The organism is Mesorhizobium sp. M1409, assembly GCF_040317535.1.
In the GTDB taxonomy this organism is placed as follows: domain Bacteria; phylum Pseudomonadota; class Alphaproteobacteria; order Rhizobiales; family Rhizobiaceae; genus Mesorhizobium.
Window position 1 is genome coordinate 51,356 of sequence record NZ_JAMYKV010000005.1, and the last position, 16,656, is coordinate 68,011.

General features: G+C 63.7%; 14 protein-coding genes and 1 pseudogene. 6 read left to right on the forward strand and 9 right to left on the reverse strand.

Translation table 11 applies throughout. The features are described 5' to 3' along the window. The first annotated feature begins 146 nt into the window (after nt 1-146). The 3 genes from NKG99_RS06055 (at nt 147) to NKG99_RS06065 (ending at nt 4,120) form a co-directional block, all read left to right on the forward strand. Nucleotides 147-2,816: an ATP-dependent helicase gene (locus NKG99_RS06055; RefSeq protein ID WP_352865252.1), complete on the forward strand. Its 2,670-nt coding sequence runs from the start codon at nt 147-149 to the stop codon at nt 2,814-2,816. A gap of 53 nt (nt 2,817-2,869) precedes the next feature. Next, nucleotides 2,870-3,358, forward strand: coding sequence for a Panacea domain-containing protein (locus NKG99_RS06060; protein ID WP_352865254.1), 489 nt, complete (start codon nt 2,870-2,872; stop codon nt 3,356-3,358). A gap of 111 nt (nt 3,359-3,469) precedes the next feature. Then, nucleotides 3,470-4,120 (forward strand): hypothetical protein, encoded by a 651-nt coding sequence (locus NKG99_RS06065; RefSeq protein ID WP_352865257.1) that lies wholly within the window; start codon nt 3,470-3,472, stop codon nt 4,118-4,120. 11 nt (nt 4,121-4,131) lie between these two features. On the opposite strand, the gene NKG99_RS06070 is transcribed toward NKG99_RS06065, so the two are convergent. The 5 genes from NKG99_RS06070 to NKG99_RS06090 form a co-directional block, all read right to left on the reverse strand. Continuing rightward, nucleotides 4,132-5,184, reverse strand: a complete 1,053-nt coding sequence (locus NKG99_RS06070; RefSeq protein ID WP_352865260.1) for an ABC transporter permease — start codon at nt 5,182-5,184, stop codon at nt 4,132-4,134. Then, nucleotides 5,181-5,978 (reverse strand): ATP-binding cassette domain-containing protein, encoded by a 798-nt coding sequence (locus NKG99_RS06075; protein WP_352865262.1) that lies wholly within the window; start codon nt 5,976-5,978, stop codon nt 5,181-5,183. Before NKG99_RS06075 ends, NKG99_RS06070 begins: the two co-directional genes overlap by 4 nt. Before the next feature lie 86 nt (nt 5,979-6,064). Beyond that, the gene (locus NKG99_RS06080) at nt 6,065-7,078 is read right to left on the reverse strand and encodes a substrate-binding domain-containing protein (RefSeq protein WP_023757039.1); all 1,014 of its coding nucleotides are present in this window, start codon (nt 7,076-7,078) and stop codon (nt 6,065-6,067) included. Nucleotides 7,079-7,178: 100 nt separating this feature from the next. After that, on the reverse strand, nt 7,179-8,087 hold the full coding sequence (locus NKG99_RS06085) for a sugar phosphate isomerase/epimerase family protein (protein WP_352865264.1): 909 nt from the start codon (nt 8,085-8,087) through the stop codon (nt 7,179-7,181). After that, nucleotides 8,084-9,115, reverse strand: a complete 1,032-nt coding sequence (locus NKG99_RS06090) for a Gfo/Idh/MocA family protein (RefSeq protein WP_352865267.1) — start codon at nt 9,113-9,115, stop codon at nt 8,084-8,086. Before NKG99_RS06090 ends, NKG99_RS06085 begins: the two co-directional genes overlap by 4 nt. Nucleotides 9,116-9,310: 195 nt before the next feature. Between NKG99_RS06090 and NKG99_RS06095 the strand changes: the two genes are divergently transcribed. After that, nucleotides 9,311-10,336 carry a LacI family DNA-binding transcriptional regulator gene (locus NKG99_RS06095; RefSeq protein WP_352865269.1) on the forward strand — a complete coding sequence of 342 codons (1,026 nt, stop codon included), beginning with the start codon at nt 9,311-9,313 and terminating at the stop codon, nt 10,334-10,336. Between the two features lie 25 nt (nt 10,337-10,361). On the opposite strand, the gene NKG99_RS06100 is transcribed toward NKG99_RS06095, so the two are convergent. After that, nucleotides 10,362-10,676 carry a ferritin family protein gene (locus NKG99_RS06100; RefSeq protein WP_352865271.1) on the reverse strand — a complete coding sequence of 105 codons (315 nt, stop codon included), beginning with the start codon at nt 10,674-10,676 and terminating at the stop codon, nt 10,362-10,364. 171 nt (nt 10,677-10,847) lie between these two features. After that, nucleotides 10,848-11,214, reverse strand: a pseudogene (locus NKG99_RS06105) (trimethylamine methyltransferase family protein); the annotation flags it as partial. A 160-nt stretch (nt 11,215-11,374) separates the two neighbouring features. Between NKG99_RS06105 and NKG99_RS06110 the strand changes: the two are divergent. After that, nucleotides 11,375-12,850, forward strand: coding sequence for an esterase-like activity of phytase family protein (locus NKG99_RS06110; protein ID WP_352865273.1), 1,476 nt, complete (start codon nt 11,375-11,377; stop codon nt 12,848-12,850). Between the two features lie 56 nt (nt 12,851-12,906). On the opposite strand, the gene NKG99_RS06115 is transcribed toward NKG99_RS06110, so the two are convergent. Continuing rightward, nucleotides 12,907-13,695 (reverse strand): L,D-transpeptidase, encoded by a 789-nt coding sequence (locus NKG99_RS06115; protein WP_352865275.1) that lies wholly within the window; start codon nt 13,693-13,695, stop codon nt 12,907-12,909. A gap of 170 nt (nt 13,696-13,865) precedes the next feature. On the opposite strand from NKG99_RS06115, the gene NKG99_RS06120 reads away from it, so the two are divergent. Next, nucleotides 13,866-15,338: an MATE family efflux transporter gene (locus tag NKG99_RS06120; protein ID WP_352865277.1), complete on the forward strand. Its 1,473-nt coding sequence runs from the start codon at nt 13,866-13,868 to the stop codon at nt 15,336-15,338. Between the two features lie 19 nt (nt 15,339-15,357). Here the strand turns inward: NKG99_RS06120 and NKG99_RS06125 are convergent, their stop codons facing one another. After that, entirely contained in the window at nt 15,358-16,566 is a 1,209-nt protein-coding gene (locus NKG99_RS06125) for an MFS transporter (RefSeq protein ID WP_352865279.1), read from the reverse strand. Nucleotides 16,567-16,656 lie beyond the last annotated feature (90 nt).

Below are 16,656 nucleotides of genomic sequence, written 5' to 3' on the forward strand. Positions count from 1 at the left end.
GGCGCCATGACGACCGACGAGGCGCGCTCGTTCGGTTTTCGTCACTCTCGGTTACTGCAAGGCCTGAACGGCGATATCAGGCACTTTGCCGGAACAAAACGTAGACACTTCTGGTCTTTCGCCCCCGAATCACTACATTCGGGGCGATGTCCGGCTTTTCCGAAGACATGCCCTTTTTCGATGAACCCAATGCGCGGCCCTCGGCCCCGTCGGGTATTGCCGCGCGCGCCATGGCTGCCCGTGGCGGCCACAACAATGCACCCGACTATCTGAAGGGGCTGAACCCCGAGCAGCGGCTGGCGGTGGAAACCACCGAAGGTCCGGTTCTTGTGCTGGCCGGCGCCGGCACCGGCAAGACCCGCGTGCTCACCACCCGCATCGCCCACATCCTCGCCACCGGCAAGGCCTTCCCGTCGCAGATCCTGGCCGTCACCTTCACCAACAAGGCCGCCCGCGAGATGAAGATCCGCATCGGCGTCCTGATCGGCGAAGGCAATGTCGAGGGCATGCCGTGGCTCGGCACCTTCCACTCGATCGGCGTCAAGCTGCTGCGCCGCCATGCCGAACTTGCCGGATTGAGATCCGACTTCACCATCCTCGACACCGACGACGTCGTGCGGCTGATCAAGCAGCTGATCCAGGCCGAGGGACTCGACGACAAGCGCTGGCCGGCCAAGCAGTTCGCCCAGATGATCGACGGCTGGAAGAACAAGGGGCAAGGTCCGGCCGACATCGCCGAGGGCGACGCGCGCGCGTTCGCCAACGGCAAGGGCCGTGAACTCTACAAGGCCTATCAGGAGCGGCTGAAGACCCTGAACGCCTGCGACTTCGGCGATCTTCTCTGCCACCCGATCCGCATCTTCCGCGCTAATCCGGATGTGCTGAAGGAATACCACAAGCGCTTCAAATACATCCTCGTCGACGAATATCAGGACACCAACACCGCCCAGTATATGTGGCTGCGGTTGCTGGCGCAGCGGCCTGATGCCGGGCGCGCGTCGACATCGACGGATGTGCGATCGGCCGAAGGCCGCAAGCCCGACCGGGCGTCGGCCGGCCAGGCCGCCCCCGCGGAGGCCAGCGAGCGAAGCTCGCGTACGGCCGTGAGCGACAACAAAGTAAACATCTGCTGCGTCGGCGACGACGATCAATCCATCTATGGCTGGCGCGGCGCCGAGGTCGACAACATCCTGCGCTTCGACAAGGATTTCCCCGGCGCCACCATCATCCGCCTGGAGCGCAACTACCGCTCGACCGCGCACATCCTTGGCGCCGCCTCCCACCTCATCGCCCACAATGAGGGCCGTTTCGGCAAGACGCTGTTCACCGACCGGAACGAGCCGGATGACGGCAAGGTGCATGTCCATGCCGCCTGGGATTCCGAGGAGGAAGCCCGCGCCGTCGGCGAGACCATCGAGACCTACCAGCGGCAAAAGCACAATCTCAACGACATGGCGATCCTGGTCCGCGCCTCCTTCCAGATGCGGGCCTTCGAGGACCGCTTCATCACGCTCGGCCTCAACTACCGCGTCATCGGCGGCCCGCGCTTCTATGAACGTCTGGAAATCCGCGACGCCATGGCCTTCTTCCGCGTCGTCGCGCAAGGCGCCGACGACCTTGCCTTCGAACGCATCGTCAATGTGCCCAAGCGCGGCCTTGGTGAAGCCACCATCCGCCAGATCCACGACACGGCGCGCGCGCTGCGCATCCCGATGCTGGAAGCCGCCGCCAAGCTCGCCGAAAGCGACGAACTGAAGCCGAAACCGCGCGCAGCCCTTCGCGAAGTGGCTGCCAATTTCGAGCGCTGGCAAAAGGCGCTGGACACAACGCCGCACACCGAACTCGCCGAGACCATTCTCGAAGAGAGCGGCTACACCGACATGTGGAAGAACGACCGCTCGGTCGAAGCGCCAGGCCGGCTGGAGAACCTTAAGGAGCTGATCCGCTCGATGGAGGAGTACGAATCGCTGCGCTCCTTCCTCGAGCACGTAGCACTCGTCATGGATGCCGAGCAGAATGCCGGGCTCGACGCCGTCAGCATCATGACGCTGCATTCGGCCAAGGGCCTCGAATTCGAGACCGTGTTCCTGCCCGGTTGGGAGGAAGGCTTGTTTCCGCACCAGCGCGCGCTCGACGAAGGCGGCCGTTCCGGATTGGAGGAAGAGCGCCGCCTGGCCTATGTCGGCCTGACGCGGGCCAAGAAGAACCTGCATATCTGGTTTGTCTCCAACCGCCAGATCCACGGCCTGTGGCAGTCGACGATCCCGTCGCGTTTCCTCGAAGAATTGCCGAACGCCCATGTCGAGGTCGCCGAAAGCGGCAACTCCTATGGCGGCTACGGCAATTCATACGGCGGCGGTTCTTTTGCCTCCGGTCGCGGCGGTCAGGGCGCGGGAAGACAGAACCCCTATGGCGCTTCGCGCTTCGACAATGTCGGCGCCGACACCGAAAAATCCGGCGCCTTCTCCAACACCTATGCGACGCCAGGCTGGCAGCGCGCGCAGGCCAACCGCACCGAGGCCACCGACCGCAACTGGGGCTCGCGCTCCGGCCATCAGGTCGAGCGCATCGGCTATGGCGAGACGGACAGCGGCTACGGCGCCGGCCGCACCTCGGTCAAGGGCCGCACCATCGACGGCGAGCTGGTCGCCAAATCCGTCGCCGACAAGCCGTCCGCCTTCAACGTCGGCGACCGCGTCTTCCACCAGAAATTCGGCAACGGCAACATTTCCGCCATCGAAGGCAACAAGCTGACCATCGACTTCGACAAGGCCGGCCAGAAACGCGTGCTGGACGGGTTCGTCGCGGCGGTGTGAGCGCATTTGCAATTTGCCTGACATCCGGGAACAAATAGGGTACAATTTCTTGCATGGCCTACGACTCACGTTATATTGCAAATTTGGTGCTCGATCGTGCGGACGCAGAAGGGCTGGGGATTACAAATCTTGAGATCAACAAAATAATATATTTTCTGCATTCCACATATCTAGCTAATTTTGGAGAGCCGTTAATTGAAGCAAAGATCGAGGCTTGGGACTACGGTCCAGTAATTAGGGAGATATATTCGGAATTTAAATCTTTTGGAGCTGCCGATATTAGAACAAGAGCCACGAGGCTCGATTTAAATTCTTTGAAGAGAGTGCCCGTATACGAAACTATAAGCGGGCCTGATGCAAATTTCCTGCATCCGATAATTGACAAATACATGCGCTTGGGGGCGACAAAACTTGTGAATATGTCCCATGAAAAAGGTGGGCCGTGGGACCTAGTGTATAATGCTTCGGGGAGGAGCAATCCTGGAATGGAGATATCCGACGATCTCATCCAGCAATATTTCTTACGTCAAACCCGGCACTAATGAGGAACGCTCGTGCAGATAAGCAAACTTAGCAGGCCTCCCTACGCTCACAACTGGGTCCGATATGTTTTTCCGGATCGCGCCCGAACGACGAAAGAACTCGTTAGATTTGTGACCGGCTTTCCAACGACTACGTATTCTGCGGCGTCGCCGATTATTCGAGACCGAATTGTCTATGGACTCGATCGGCGCACCGCGTTGATTGCGGCAATGTCGAAGGGACGCGCAAATAGCCGTGGTATTGTCGGCGAGTACGTTGAGGCGTTTTATGACTACGATGAAAAAAGGGGCTACTTCGGCAAGCCGTGTTTTGACGAAATAATTGAACCATTTCGAGTTGGTAAGGGGCTTGTCGTTCCCGTGAAGCCCCTCATAACCATCATTGAGAATGGGCTTCAGGTTCCTATCTTTACAGTGGGTTGGGCAAACTTCCCGTTGACCATCTGGCAAATGCGTTTGCTCGCCACGATTTTTGAGGATGCTGTGTTTTCGCTAACCGATTTTAGGAAATCGCCTGGCGAATTTCTCTGCTTCCCAAAAGTTGGAAAAGGCGATTCAGCGAAACGCCAGCCCCTCGTGTGGAACCGCGGTGACTTTGAGCTTCTCTCAAGAAATGAATTACGCGAGTGCCTCGATGAATTTCTGTTGGCGCTAGAAGACGCGAAAATTATTTTAGAAGCAGCACATCGGAAAGAACAGGCCGAGGCTCCGGTTGTTGAAGAGAAACCATTGGGTGAAACACCACTATTCGACTGGCGCTAAATGCGGCTGAGCTACCGATACCGCGCCTGGTTCCACTTATGCCCCAGCAGCGACAGGATGATGATCAGCCCGTTGAAGAACTGCACGTAGAAGCCGCTCAGGCCCGCCGCTACGACGCCGGTCTGGATGAACGACACGGTGACGGCGCCGATAGCGCCGCCGACGACGGTGCCGATGCCGCCCCAGGTCGGGGTGCCGCCGACGAACACCGATGCCAGCACCGGCAGCAGATAGCCGTCGCCGGCTGTCGGCCACCAGGTGAAGTTGATCATCACCGAGAAGGTGCCGGCGATCGCCGCTCCGATGCCGACGAAGACGAACACCTTCACCCGCACACGCTTGACGTCGATACCCATCTGCTGGGCGCTGTCGGGGTTATCGCCGACCACCCTCACCTGCGCACCGAAGCGATGGCGGTTGTAGAGCATCGCCGACAGCACGACAAAGGCGATAGCCCAGAAGACCTGCACCGGGATGCCCATGAGCTGACCGGAGAAGATCGTGTAGGCCCAGCTGTCGGCAAGGCTGGTCAGCGCCATCGACTTGCCCTCGTTGATGATCTGGATCAGGCCCCGCAGCAGGAAATTCATGCCGAGCGTCGCGATCAGCGACGATAGCCCGCCATAGACCACCAGCGACCCGACGAGGAAACCGAGCAGCATGCCGGTGATCAGCGCTGCGACTATGCCGAGGAACGGATCATAGCCGGCCTGCACGACCAGCGCGAAGACCCATGAGGCAAAACCCATCGTCGCCGGAAACGACAGGTCGATCTCGCCGCAGGTGACGACGAAGACCAGCGGCACCACCACGAACAGCGCCACCGGCAGCGTGGTCAGCACCGAGCGGTAGAGGTACCAGGTGGTGAAGACCGTCGGGTTGGCGATGATGAACACCGCCATCATGATGATGAACACGCCGAGCGTGCCGAGCGAGGCGCGGTTGTCGAGGATGAAGCCGCGCATCCAGTGATCGGATGGGTGTTTCCATTCCTTCTGAGGGCTACCTTGCCGGGAAATGCCGGCGGACGGCTCGTGCAGATCGGGCTCCATGGTCTTGCTCATCGCGTTGCCTGCTCCGTATCGCCGGTGTCATGCAGTCCGGCCAACCCGCCCGGGTGCGCGACGTCTTCCATGAAATTGATGAGGTCTTCGGCCGACTTGACCTGGCTGCGGTCGGTCGTCAGTGCGACCTTGCCGCGATCCAGCACGACGAAGCGATCGGCGATGTCGAAGACATGGTGGATGTTGTGCCCGATGAACAGGATCGAGCGGCCGCTCGCCCGCACCTGGCGCACGAAATGGAAGACCTTGGCGGTCTCGGTCAGCGACAGCGCGGTCGTCGGTTCGTCGAGGACGATCAGCTCCGCCTGCTTGTAGATGGCGCGCGCGATCGCCACGCCCTGGCGCTCGCCGCCGGACAGCTGGCCGACGATCGAATGCGGCGTGAACACTTTCGAGGTGAAACCGATCTCGCGCATCAGCCGGCTCGCCTCCTCGATCTCCTTGTTGACCCTCAGAAAGCCCATGAAGCCGGTGAGTTCGCGGCCCATGAAGATGTTGCGCACGATGGTCTGCTGCACGGCCAGCGCCCGATCCTGAAACACCGTCTCGATGCCGGCGTCGCGCGAGCGTGCCGCGCTCCATCCGGTAACCGGCTTGCCGCGCACCAGGATCTCGCCGCTGGTCGGCTTGACCACGCCGGACAGGATCTTGATCAGCGTCGACTTGCCGGCGCCATTGTCGCCGATCAAGCCGACCACCTCGCCGCGGTCGACGCTGAGATTGACCCCGCCCAGTGCATAGACGTGGCCATAGGACTTGCTGATATCGCGCAGTTCGATGAGACGTTCGGCCATGGCGGTCCTCGCTTGATTGTCTCGTGCCGGCTTCTCGCCGGCGGTTCCGCCGGCCGGGCCTGAACCCCGGCCGACGGCTTGGGAGGTCAGCGCAGCGCCTGCTTGGCAAGCTCGGCGACGATCTCGTAATTGTCGGGCGTGACGAAACCGGCGCCGGTGTCGACATTCATCGGCGCCAGGCCGAGCACCACCTGCTGGCAGAGGCTGAGGATCGGCAGATAGCCTTGCAGGAACGGCTGCTGGTCGGCCGTCAGCTGCACCCAGCCGCCCTTGAAACCCTCGACGATCTGAGGGCTGGTGTCGAAGCCGAAGTTGAAGATCTCGCCCGCCTTGCGTCCCGCCGCCTGCATGTAGGTGGGAACATTGCCGAGCATCTGCCCGCCGGGATAACCGACCGCCTTGACGTCGGGATTGTTGAGCAGTGCCGCGGTGATCACCGGAATCGCCAGATTGGGATCGGACGCCCATTCGCCACTTGGCGGCGACGACAGCTGGATGACTTCGACGCCGGCCTCCTTGAGCGCCGCCACCGTGCCGCGCTCGCGCGCGCCACGGGCCTCGTTCTCGAACGGGCCGATCATGATCGCCTTGTCGCCGGCCTTGAGCTTGCCGAGCTTGAACGCCTCGGCACCGAGCGCGCGGCCCTGCTGCTCCTGCTGGGCGCCGACATAGCCGCCGCCGAACGCTTCCACCACCTTCGGCACCGGCACGTTCTGGTACATCATCTTGATGCCATCCTTGTGCGCCTGCTCGGCCAGCGGCATGATCGCGCCGTCGCCGGGATGGCCCATCATGGCGATGCCGTTGGGCTTGACCGCGACCGCCTCTCGCAATTGCTGCACCATCTTTTCAACGTCCCATTGGGAGAAGATGTAGTCGACCTTCGGTCCGAGATCGGCCGCCGCCTGCTTGGCGCCATTGTAAACGATGGTACCGAAAGCGTCGCCCTCGGCGCCCCCGACGAAAAAACGGATATGGACGTCCTTGCACCATTGGGCGTCGAGCGCCTGCGCGGGCAAGGTGGAAATTGTGGCGCAGAGCGCCGTGGCGGCGGCCACGACGGTCGAGCGCAGAAGTGTCGTTCTCTTCGCGATGCTCATGCACTTATCCTCCCTTTTGTCCTCGCAATCCGAGGGCTTTCAACATTCGCTTCGGCAGTGCGCCGCGGACTTCCGGCTGGCTCCCCCCGCCGGTCTGCTCTCACACCGGGTTTGGCAGGTAGCTGGCGCCTCCCCGGCATTGCTTCAGATATTCCAGGGCCCGTGCCTGGCCTGTGATTTCCAGATCGCCGCGATAGACCGGATCGTGCCAGCCCTCGATGTCGATGGCGCCCTTGTAGCCGGCCAGCCGCAATTCGCTGATCACCCGCGTCCAGTCGCTGTCGCCGAAGCCCGGCGTGCGCATCTGCACGAAAGGCAGCCGACCGAACACGCCATGCTCGCGGATCACGTCCCAGCGTACCGTCGCGTCCTTGCCGTGGACGTGGAAGATGCGCGGCGCCCATTTGCGGATCTGCGGCATCGGATCGATCAAATAGACGAGCTGGTGGCAGGGCTCCCATTCGAGACCCAGATTGTCGTCGGGCACTTCGTTGAACATCAGCTCCCAGGCGTCCGGATTGTGGGCGATGTTCCAGTCTCCTAGAGCCCAGTTGCCGTCCATGGCGCAATTCTCGAAGGCGATGCGCACGCCCTTGTCGGCGGCGCGCCTGGCCAGCGGCCCCCAGACCTCCTTGAAGCGCGGCAGGCTGTCGGTCAGCGGCTTGCCACGCAGGCGCCCAGTGAAGCCGCTGACCATCGAGGTGCCGAACAGATGCGCATTGTCGATCACCGTTTCCCAGGCCTGGAGCACGCCGCGGTCGACATCGCCGCTCTCCAGCGGGTTGCCGAACACGCCGAGCGAAGACACCGCGACATCGGCATCGCCGATCGCCTCACGGATCTGGCCGGCGAGCCGCGGCAGGTCCTTGCCGCCCAGCGTCTGCCAGAAGAAGGGCTGGATGCTCTCGAAGCCGAGCGGCAGGATCGCCTTGATGTAGGCCGCCGGGTCGTCGAGATTGGCCCGCACCATGGTGCCGATCCGGATGTCGAGAAGCGGGTTTGGCGTCATTGTGCGTCCTCTGCGATCGTCACCCGGCGGCCGGTCTCGGCGCTTTCGATCGCGCCAAAAACCATGGCCAGGCTCTTGATGTTATCAGCGCCGTGCGTCTCCGGCTCGGTGCCGGTCTCGATGGCGCGGATGAAATCCCTGATAATGCCGAGATGGCCATCGATGCGATCGGCCGGATCGAGCGGTGGCACTTCGATCGGCTGGGTCTTGTCAATCAGGCCGTCGCGGCCCGGCACCACCACTTCTGCCTTCAGCCCGTCGTGGCCGTCCCAGACCAGGCTGCCGCGCTCGGCGACGATGCGCCAGCTGCCCTCCCAGCTGGTGCGGAAGCCGTCGGCGCACCAGGAACCGGCATAGGTGAAGACCTTGCCCCCACCGAGATCGAAGACGGCGCTGGCCGACGATCCCTGCCGGTACCACGAATTGGCCGGCTCCCATTCCTGGCAATAGACGCCGGCCGGCTCGCCGGCGACCATGTAGCGGGCGGCGTCGAATGTGTGGATCGCCATGTCGAGCAGCAGCACATGCGCCATCTCTTCGCGAAAGCCGCCGAAATGCGGCGCGACGAAGAAGTCGGCGTGGATGCTGGTCGGCGCGCCGATGGCGCCGGAGTCCAGAAATCTCCGGATGCGCCTGACATTGGCGACATAGCGACGGTTCTGGACGACGGCATGGACACGCCCGGCCTGGCGGGCCGCCTCGACGATGGCCCGCGCATTCTCCGGACTGTCGGCGAGCGGTTTTTCCGTCAAGAGATGGCAATGATGGGCAAAAGCGGAAAGCGCGACTTCGCGCCGGGCGGCGGGAACCACCACATCGAAGACCGCGTCAGGCCGGGTCTGGCCGAGCACGGCGTCGAGGTCGCTGCCGATGACGGCATTGGTGAGGTCGTATTCGCGCGCCCTCGCCCGCGCCCTGTCGGCGTCGAGGTCGACAAGGCCGACAATGGCAAGCCCGTTGATCTGCCGCACGGCATCGAGCCAGGCTTTGCTCATCGCTCCGCAGCCGACCAGGACGACATTGATCATCCAGCACTCCTCCCTCTCGGTCCCTCCAGACCGATCGTCACGGCATTCACGGCAAGGCCGTAAACGGTTTTCCGTAAACGTTTACGAGAACACACCCGAAGGCGTAGAATGTCAATTGGCCGCTCGCGAAAATCGTCTTGTCGCCTTGGCCTGGGCGGCTGCCGGTGCTAGCCAAGCAAGGGGGAGAACAGTCACTTGGCATCCAGCATTCACGACCTTGCCCGTCACCTGAACATTTCGATCGGCACGGTGTCGCGCGCCCTCAACGGCCGCGCCGATGTCAATGCCGACACGCGCCAACGCGTGCTCGAGGCAGCCAGGACGCTCAACTATTCGCCGAACCAGTCCGGCCGCAGTCTCAGGCAAGGCGCCACCCATTCGATCGCCTTCATGCTGCAGCCGCATCCAGGCGACCAGCAATATGGCGAGCCGTTCTTCATTCCGTTCCTGATCGGGCTGCAGGCCAGGCTCGCCGAAAGCGGACTCGACCTGATCGTGGTCATGGGTGCGCCCGGCGACTACCAGCAGGAGCGGCTGCGCCGTGTCGTCGAGACGCGCCGCGCCGATGCGGTGCTGCTGGCCTGGACCCGGCGCGAGGACGAGCGCATCGACTATCTCACCCAGACCGGTTTTCCGTTCGCCACGCTCGGGCGCAGCCGTTCCGGGGCCAAGTCCTACCCTTCCCTCGACCTCGATTTCGAAAAAGCCGGAGCCGATGCGGTCGACCGCCTCGTCGCGCGCGGCCACCGCCGCATCGCCGCCGTCCGCCCGTCGCTCGATCTCAACTTCGTCTACCTGTTCCTGGCCGGCTACCGCAAGGCCCTGCGGCGGCACGGCATCGAGGTCGACCCCGAGTTGATTGCGTCCGGCTTCATCAACGAGGCCGGCGGCTACGAGGTGACGCCGCGGGTGATGCGCTCGAAAGACCCGCCAACCGCCATCATCTTCAACAATGACGCGATGGCGCTTGGTGGCTGCAAGGCGCTGGCCGAGATGGGCATCAGGCCGGGTCACGACATGGCGGTGACCGTCATCGTCGACACACCGCTCTGCCGCTACTTCTCGCCGGCGCTGACCGCCTTCCGCCCGGCGCTGGAGCCGATGGGACAGCGGCTCGCCGAAATGCTGCTGGCGTCAATGCCGGCCTTCGCCGGCCCGGAAGGTCCGCGGGTCATGCGCGAGGTCTGGCCGCTGGAGCTGATCGCGCGCGACAGCGATTGATCGTGGGCGAGGCCGGCAAAGACGCTCAATCCACCTTCTCCTCGCCCTTCTCGCCGGCCTTGACGATGTCACCGGTGGTGAACAGGATTTCCTTCAGTTCCGCCCGCCAGTCCTCCTTCTGGCGCAGCAGGAATTCGAGATCCATGCCGAAATGCTTGAACTCCTCGCCTTGCGCGTTCTTCATGATGGCCCGCGCTTGCGCGTCTTTTTCCACCGACATGCGCTGTTCGTACCAGCTGATCGCTTCCGCCTCCTCGATCAGCGAGGTGATCATGCGGGCAAAGGTCCGCACCTCCTGCGTCAATTCTTCGGGCGGTTCGTGATACTGGTCGAATCCCATGTCGTCCTCCCACAATGGCTGGCAAATGCGACAAGGCACCGGCCGTAACCCTGAATGTCTTGGGACGCCGCTGGTTCCGCGGCGTGGCCGCAATTCGGCAGGAGCAAGAAATCAAACGCCCGTAGCGGCGCTGTCTCACGACACCGGCGCCGCTCCACCCTCCGCCGTTCGCGTGCCGAATGCCGGTGCACCCGACTTCATGTCGACATTGGAGGAGAAGGAGCCGTAGACGACCGGCGCACCGGGCCGCACGAGCTGCGCCAGCGTCAGCCCGGCCAGCGCTTCGGCATGCTGCAGCGTCAGCGCGCCGGCAACGGTAATCGGCGCCATGGCGCCCGCCAGGCAGAACGGCGTGATCACCGAGACTTGGCCCGCATGTGCAAAATCGATGATGCCTTGCGCCATCGGAATGTCGGCGCGGCGAGTTGGTGTTGATGACGGTGTAACAATGGGCGCCTGCCAGAAACTCCTCCTGCGACAAGCCGCGCGCCAGCTGCAGCATCTCGAAGCCGTCCTCGATTTGCGGTGTGCCGCGCGCGCGAACACGAACCTGGCATGCATCATGCGCTGTCACGCAAGCATCATGTTCGCGCCGTAGACCGCGCTTCGGGAGGTGCTAGCTGCATCATCGTTGTCGCACCTCTTCAGCTTTTCGTCCCGCGGCCGCTCCGGCACATCTGTCACAAAGAGGACTATCCATGAAACACCTGTACCGAACCGCGTCGCTCGGCATCGCGCTGGCCTTGTTCACCGCCTTGACGCCGGCGCTCGCCGACAGCACCGCGACGATCGGCGGCCTCGTCAACAAGGGACTGGTCGGCGTCGGCCGCATCCCGGCCGCTCTGCGTGACAAGTTCGGCGAGACGTTCGGCTCGGGCTCCGGCATGTCGATCGACACCGCCAGCTGGACGCATGACGCGAGCGGCTACAAGGGTTCGCTCTGGCTGCTTCCGGACCGAGGCTACAATGTCGTCGGCACCACCGACTACCGGCCGCGCCTCAACACGATCGGCATCGAGTTTACCCCGGTCACACCAGGTGCGGCACCCGCCGCCGGCCAGGAGCAGACGGGCATCACGGCGACGCTTATCGAGACCATGCTTCTCACCGACGACAAGGGCGCCGATGCCACCGGCCTCGATCCGCTCAACGGCGTGCGCGCGGCAAGCGGCGACATGCCGATCCTGCCCGAAGCCAACGGCAAGCTGGCGCTCGACAACGAGGCGATCGCGCGCCTGCCCGACGGCACCATGTTCATCTCCGACGAATACGGCCCCAACATCTACCGCTTCTCCGCCGACGGACATCTGTTGTCGGCGACCCAGCCGCCGGCGGCGCTGGTGCCGATGCGCCGCGGCGCGCCGAACTTCGCCTCGGACAATCCCGGCCCGGGTGCCGCCGAGCCCGATCCGAAGGATCCCGATAGCGGCCGCCAGAACAACCAGGGCCTCGAAGGCATGGCGATGACGCCCGACGGCAAGTTCCTGATCGCCGTGCTGCAGTCGGCACCCAGGCAGGATGGCGGCGATTCGCCCGCGACGCGCCAGAACACCAGGGCGCTGGTCTATGACGCATCCGACCGCGCCCATCTCAAGCTGGCGCATGAGTATGTCGTGCCGCTGCCGGTGTTCACGGATGCCAAGGGCAAGACCAAGATCGCCGCGCAAAGCGAGATCGTGGCGTTGTCGGATCAGACGTTCCTGATGCTGGCGCGCGACAGCGGCAACGGCCAGGGCGTGAAGGGCGACACCTCGCTGGTGCGCCAGATCTTCGTCGTCGACGTCTCGGCCGCGACGGACATCGCCGGCGGCGCGTTCGATGCCGCCGGCAAGCCGCTGGCGCCCAAGGGCGTGCTCGACCCATCGGTGACGCCGGCCAAGCTGACGCCGTTCATCGACATCAACGACAATGCCGAGCTCGGCCGCTTCGGCCTGCACAACGGCGCGCCGAACGACAGGAACAACCTGTCGGAGAAGTGGGAGGCGATGTCGCTCGCCAGCGTGCTCGATCCGAAGCTGCCCGACGACTATTTCCTGTTCGTCGCCAACGATAACGACTTCCTCGCCCAGGACGGCTTCCAGGTCGGCGCGCCCTACAAGGCCGACGACGGCGCCGATGTCGACACCATGTTCCTGGTCTACCAGGTCACGCTGCCGGGCCTGGCCAAGAAGTAACGACCACTGCCCAGGCGGGCGCGCCGAGCGCGTCCGCCTGAGCAGATCGTGAAGGCTTAGTTCAGCATCTCCGCATCCCTTGGCACGCCGGCATCGATCGGCTCGGCAGTCCTGTTCGACACGGCGGTGATCTTGCCGGCGGCCGACAGATTGGGGCGCACGAAGACCGGCGCGACGCCGTTGACCCGGCTGTAGAGGTCGATGATGTCCTGGTTCATGAAGCGCACACAGCCCGACGATGCGTTCTTGCCGATGGAATCCCACTCCGACGTGCCGTGCAGCCGGTACATCGTGTCCTTGCCGTCGCGGAAGAGATACAGCGCGCGGGCGCCAAGCGGGCTCTGCGGGCCGGGCGGCATGCCGTCCTTGTATTTCGCCAGTTCCGGCCGGCGCTGGATCATTTCCGGCGGCGGTGTCCAGACCGGCCATTTCTTCCTCGCCTGAACCACCGCGCTGCCGGTCCATCCGAAACCGGCCTTGCCGAGGCTGACGCCGTAGCGGATAGCCTTGCCGCCATCGCCCACCAGATAGAGGAAGTGCTCGGACGTATCGACGACGATCGTGCCGGGTTTCTCTCCGGTCGGGTCGGACACGATCTGGCGCACGAATTTCGGATCGAGCTTGGCCACCGGGATTGCCGGCAATTGATAGCCCTCGTCGGTGCGCGCCGCATACATGCTTGCGGCATCGCCGAAAGCCGGATCGCTTGGGGGTGCCGCCACCGGCGGCGGCGCCACGTCCGTCGTGGTGCACGCCGAAAGCGCAATCGAGGCCGCGCCCAAGGCGGATGCACCGAGAAACGCGCGCCGGCTCAGGCGCTCGGAAAACAGCGGAATATCGGACATGAACCCCCCGGTCTATCCAAGATCTAGTAGGAATGCGGCCCCACGCATCAAGGATCAATATCCCATTCCTGAAGTTTTGAGAACATGATTAGATCAAGGCAGACCTGTCCCGTGGAATCGGCGATCATCGTGGACCGGACTTGAGACAAACCTTCGCCGAGTTGCCAGCCATGGACGAAAAAATGCCCTCGCGCCGCCGCACCGGCGACCTGACCAGCGGGCCGATTCCGCGCACGCTTCTGCTGTTCGCACTGCCGGTGCTCGGCTCCAACGTGCTGCAGTCGCTCAACGGGTCGATCAACGCGGTCTGGGTTGGCCGTTTCCTCGGCGAATCGGCACTGACCGCCACCTCCAACGCCAACCTCGTCCTGTTCCTGATCCTCGGCACGGTGTTCGGCATCGGCATGGCGGCGACCATCCTGGTGGCCCAGTCGGTCGGAGCCCGCGACCTGCCGGAGGCGCGCCGCATCGTCGGCACAAGCGCCACCTTCTTCTTCCTCGTCTCGGTGGTGTTCGCGGTCTGCGGCTGGATCTGGGTCGACGCCATCCTGGGCGCGCTGGGCACGCCGGCCGACGCCCTGCCGCTGGCCCGCTCCTACCTGCGCATCATCTTCATCGCCGTGCCGATGATGAACCTTCTGTCCTTCGTCATGACCGTGCTGCGCGGTGCCGGCGATTCACGCACGCCCTTCTTCTTCATGGCGCTGGCCGTCGTCCTCGACATCGTCCTCAACCCGCTGCTCATCCGCGGCATCGGGCCGTTTCCCGAACTCGGCATCGCCGGCTCCGCTACGTCCACGCTGATCGGCCAGACCGTGAGCGTGATCGCCATCCTCATCGTGCTCTATATGCGCAAGCATCCGCTGCGGCTGGCCGGCGCCGATCTCGCTTTGCTGCGGCCCGACCCCTCCTTGCTGCGCATCGTCGTCTTCAAGGGCGTGCCGATGGGGTTGCAGATGATCGTCATCTCGGCAGCAGCACTGACGGTGATGGGCATGGTCAATTCCTACGGTTCGCAAGTCGCCGCCGCCTACGGCATCGCCGCGCAGCTATGGACCTACATCCAGATGCCGGCGCTCGCCATCGGCGCCGCGGTTTCCTCGATGGCGGCGCAGAATGTCGGCGCCGGGCGCTGGGATCGGATCGGCCGCATCGCGGCGTCCGGGGTCGGATTCAACATGGTCCTGACGGGCGCACTGGTTGCCATGCTTTCCGTTTTCGACCGCCCCGTGCTGAGCCTGTTCCTGAGCGGCGATAGTGCCGCGATCGACATCGCTATCCACGTCAACACCATCGCGTCGTGGTCGTTCATCCTGTTCGGTATCACCATCGTGCTGTTTGCCACGGTGCGCGCCACGGGCGCCGTGATGCCGCCGCTGGTCATCCTGGTGATCTCGGTGCTGGTCGTGCGCACCGGCTTTGCCTATTTCATGCGCGGCGTGCTCGGTGAGGAGGCGCTGTGGTGGAGTTTTCCAGCCGGCTCGATCACGTCGCTGGTTCTGGCGGCGGCCTACTACCGCTTCGGCGGCTGGCGGACCTTGCACATGATCGAGAACAGGCCGGCCGCCGGCGAACCACCGGATACCGGGCTTGGCGTGCCGCGCCAGCGCGCCAACATGGCGCCCGAAATGCCGAGCGGCTGAGCCCGAGCGGCGCCTCGTCTCAACGCCTGTGTTTCAGCCCGAAGGCCAGCGCCACCACCGCAAATATGATAATCATGCCCGCAAAGGCCAGGCTTGCGGCGATAGAATTGGCATAGGTCGAAACGATGCCGATGCCGATGACGGGCAAGGCATTGCCGACAAAGCAGCAGATGAAGAAGCTGGACACCACCTCCGCGCGGCGATCCCGCGGCGCGATCTCGTTCACCACCTGCAGGCCACCACGGTAGCCGAGCGCCGCCACCACGCCGCAGCAGGCTGTCGCCGCGATCATCAACGCCAGCGAAGCCATCATTTGCGCCGCCACCACCAACAAAACGCTTGGGATCATCAATGCCAGCGCGGCCAGCATGGCTTTGTTGCTCTTCATGTGCATCAGAACCACGATGCTGAGCGCGGTGACGATCGCCAGTTCGAAGAACAGCGCGCCGGCGACGGCGTGGTTGGCCTCATGCAGCTGCTGCGCAAGGATGCTCGGCGCCACGACGGCATAAAAGCCGACCAGCGCCATCGCGCCAAAGCCGGTGACCGCCGGCGCGACGAAACGCGCGCGGATATCCTCCGGCACGGAGAGTTGCGGCCGGATGGAAACATATTTGAGGCCACGTGGCTTCGCCACCGTTTCACGGGTGCGCCAGACCAGGATCGTCACCACCGCGAGTGCCGCCAGGTAGACGATGAAGACCAGCCGCAACCGCCAGGGCTCGTACTCGGCCAGAAGTCCTGAGATCAAGGCGCCAAAACCGAGGCCGAGGAAATTGGTGCTGGTGGCGATGACGCTGGCGCGCGACTTGTCCGCACCGGGAAGAAGCTCGGCAATCCATGCGGTTCCCGTCCCCGCGCCAACGCCGATGCCGAGCCCGCTCAGAATGCGGGCGACGTCGAGCGACACGACGTTTCCGGCAAACAGGAAGACAAGCGCGCTGACGATGGCGACAAGCATGGCCGCCAGGCTCGCGGGCCGGCGCCCGACAACGTCCGAGATACCGCCCAGCATCAACAGTGCCGCCAGATTGCCGACGACATACACCGCGTAGATCAGCGTCAGCGTGATTTGTGAAAAGCCGAATTGCTGCTTGTAGATGATGTAGAGCGGCGTCAGCACGGTGCTGCCGGCAAACAGCACCGCGATCATCGCGGCGACGGCCGTGATTGCAAGAGCATCGCCGCGAGTTTCGTTGGGCGTACGCGCCAAATCGCGAATGGCCATGGCCAACCTCATTACCGGTTTCGGGGATCGCGACTTAACGCACGTTCATCCGCGACGTTCCGGCCGGCAGGCAGGCCTCCTGACGGCACG

What these genes read in the sequence shown, in the direction of transcription:
- NKG99_RS06055 (WP_352865252.1), top strand. Translation starts at nt 147, where the DNA reads ATGTCCGGCTTTTCCGAAGACATGCCCTTTTTCGATGAACCCAATGCG.
- NKG99_RS06060 (WP_352865254.1), top strand. Translation starts at nt 2,870, where the DNA reads ATGGCCTACGACTCACGTTATATTGCAAATTTGGTGCTCGATCGTGCG.
- NKG99_RS06070 (WP_352865260.1), bottom strand. Translation starts at nt 5,184, where the DNA reads ATGAGCAAGACCATGGAGCCCGATCTGCACGAGCCGTCCGCCGGCATT.
- NKG99_RS06075 (WP_352865262.1), bottom strand. Translation starts at nt 5,978, where the DNA reads ATGGCCGAACGTCTCATCGAACTGCGCGATATCAGCAAGTCCTATGGC.
- NKG99_RS06080 (WP_023757039.1), bottom strand. Translation starts at nt 7,078, where the DNA reads ATGAGCATCGCGAAGAGAACGACACTTCTGCGCTCGACCGTCGTGGCC.
- NKG99_RS06085 (WP_352865264.1), bottom strand. Translation starts at nt 8,087, where the DNA reads ATGACGCCAAACCCGCTTCTCGACATCCGGATCGGCACCATGGTGCGG.
- NKG99_RS06090 (WP_352865267.1), bottom strand. Translation starts at nt 9,115, where the DNA reads ATGATCAATGTCGTCCTGGTCGGCTGCGGAGCGATGAGCAAAGCCTGG.
- NKG99_RS06100 (WP_352865271.1), bottom strand. Translation starts at nt 10,676, where the DNA reads ATGGGATTCGACCAGTATCACGAACCGCCCGAAGAATTGACGCAGGAG.
- NKG99_RS06110 (WP_352865273.1), top strand. Translation starts at nt 11,375, where the DNA reads ATGAAACACCTGTACCGAACCGCGTCGCTCGGCATCGCGCTGGCCTTG.
- NKG99_RS06115 (WP_352865275.1), bottom strand. Translation starts at nt 13,695, where the DNA reads ATGTCCGATATTCCGCTGTTTTCCGAGCGCCTGAGCCGGCGCGCGTTT.
- NKG99_RS06120 (WP_352865277.1), top strand. Translation starts at nt 13,866, where the DNA reads ATGGACGAAAAAATGCCCTCGCGCCGCCGCACCGGCGACCTGACCAGC.
- NKG99_RS06125 (WP_352865279.1), bottom strand. Translation starts at nt 16,566, where the DNA reads ATGGCCATTCGCGATTTGGCGCGTACGCCCAACGAAACTCGCGGCGAT.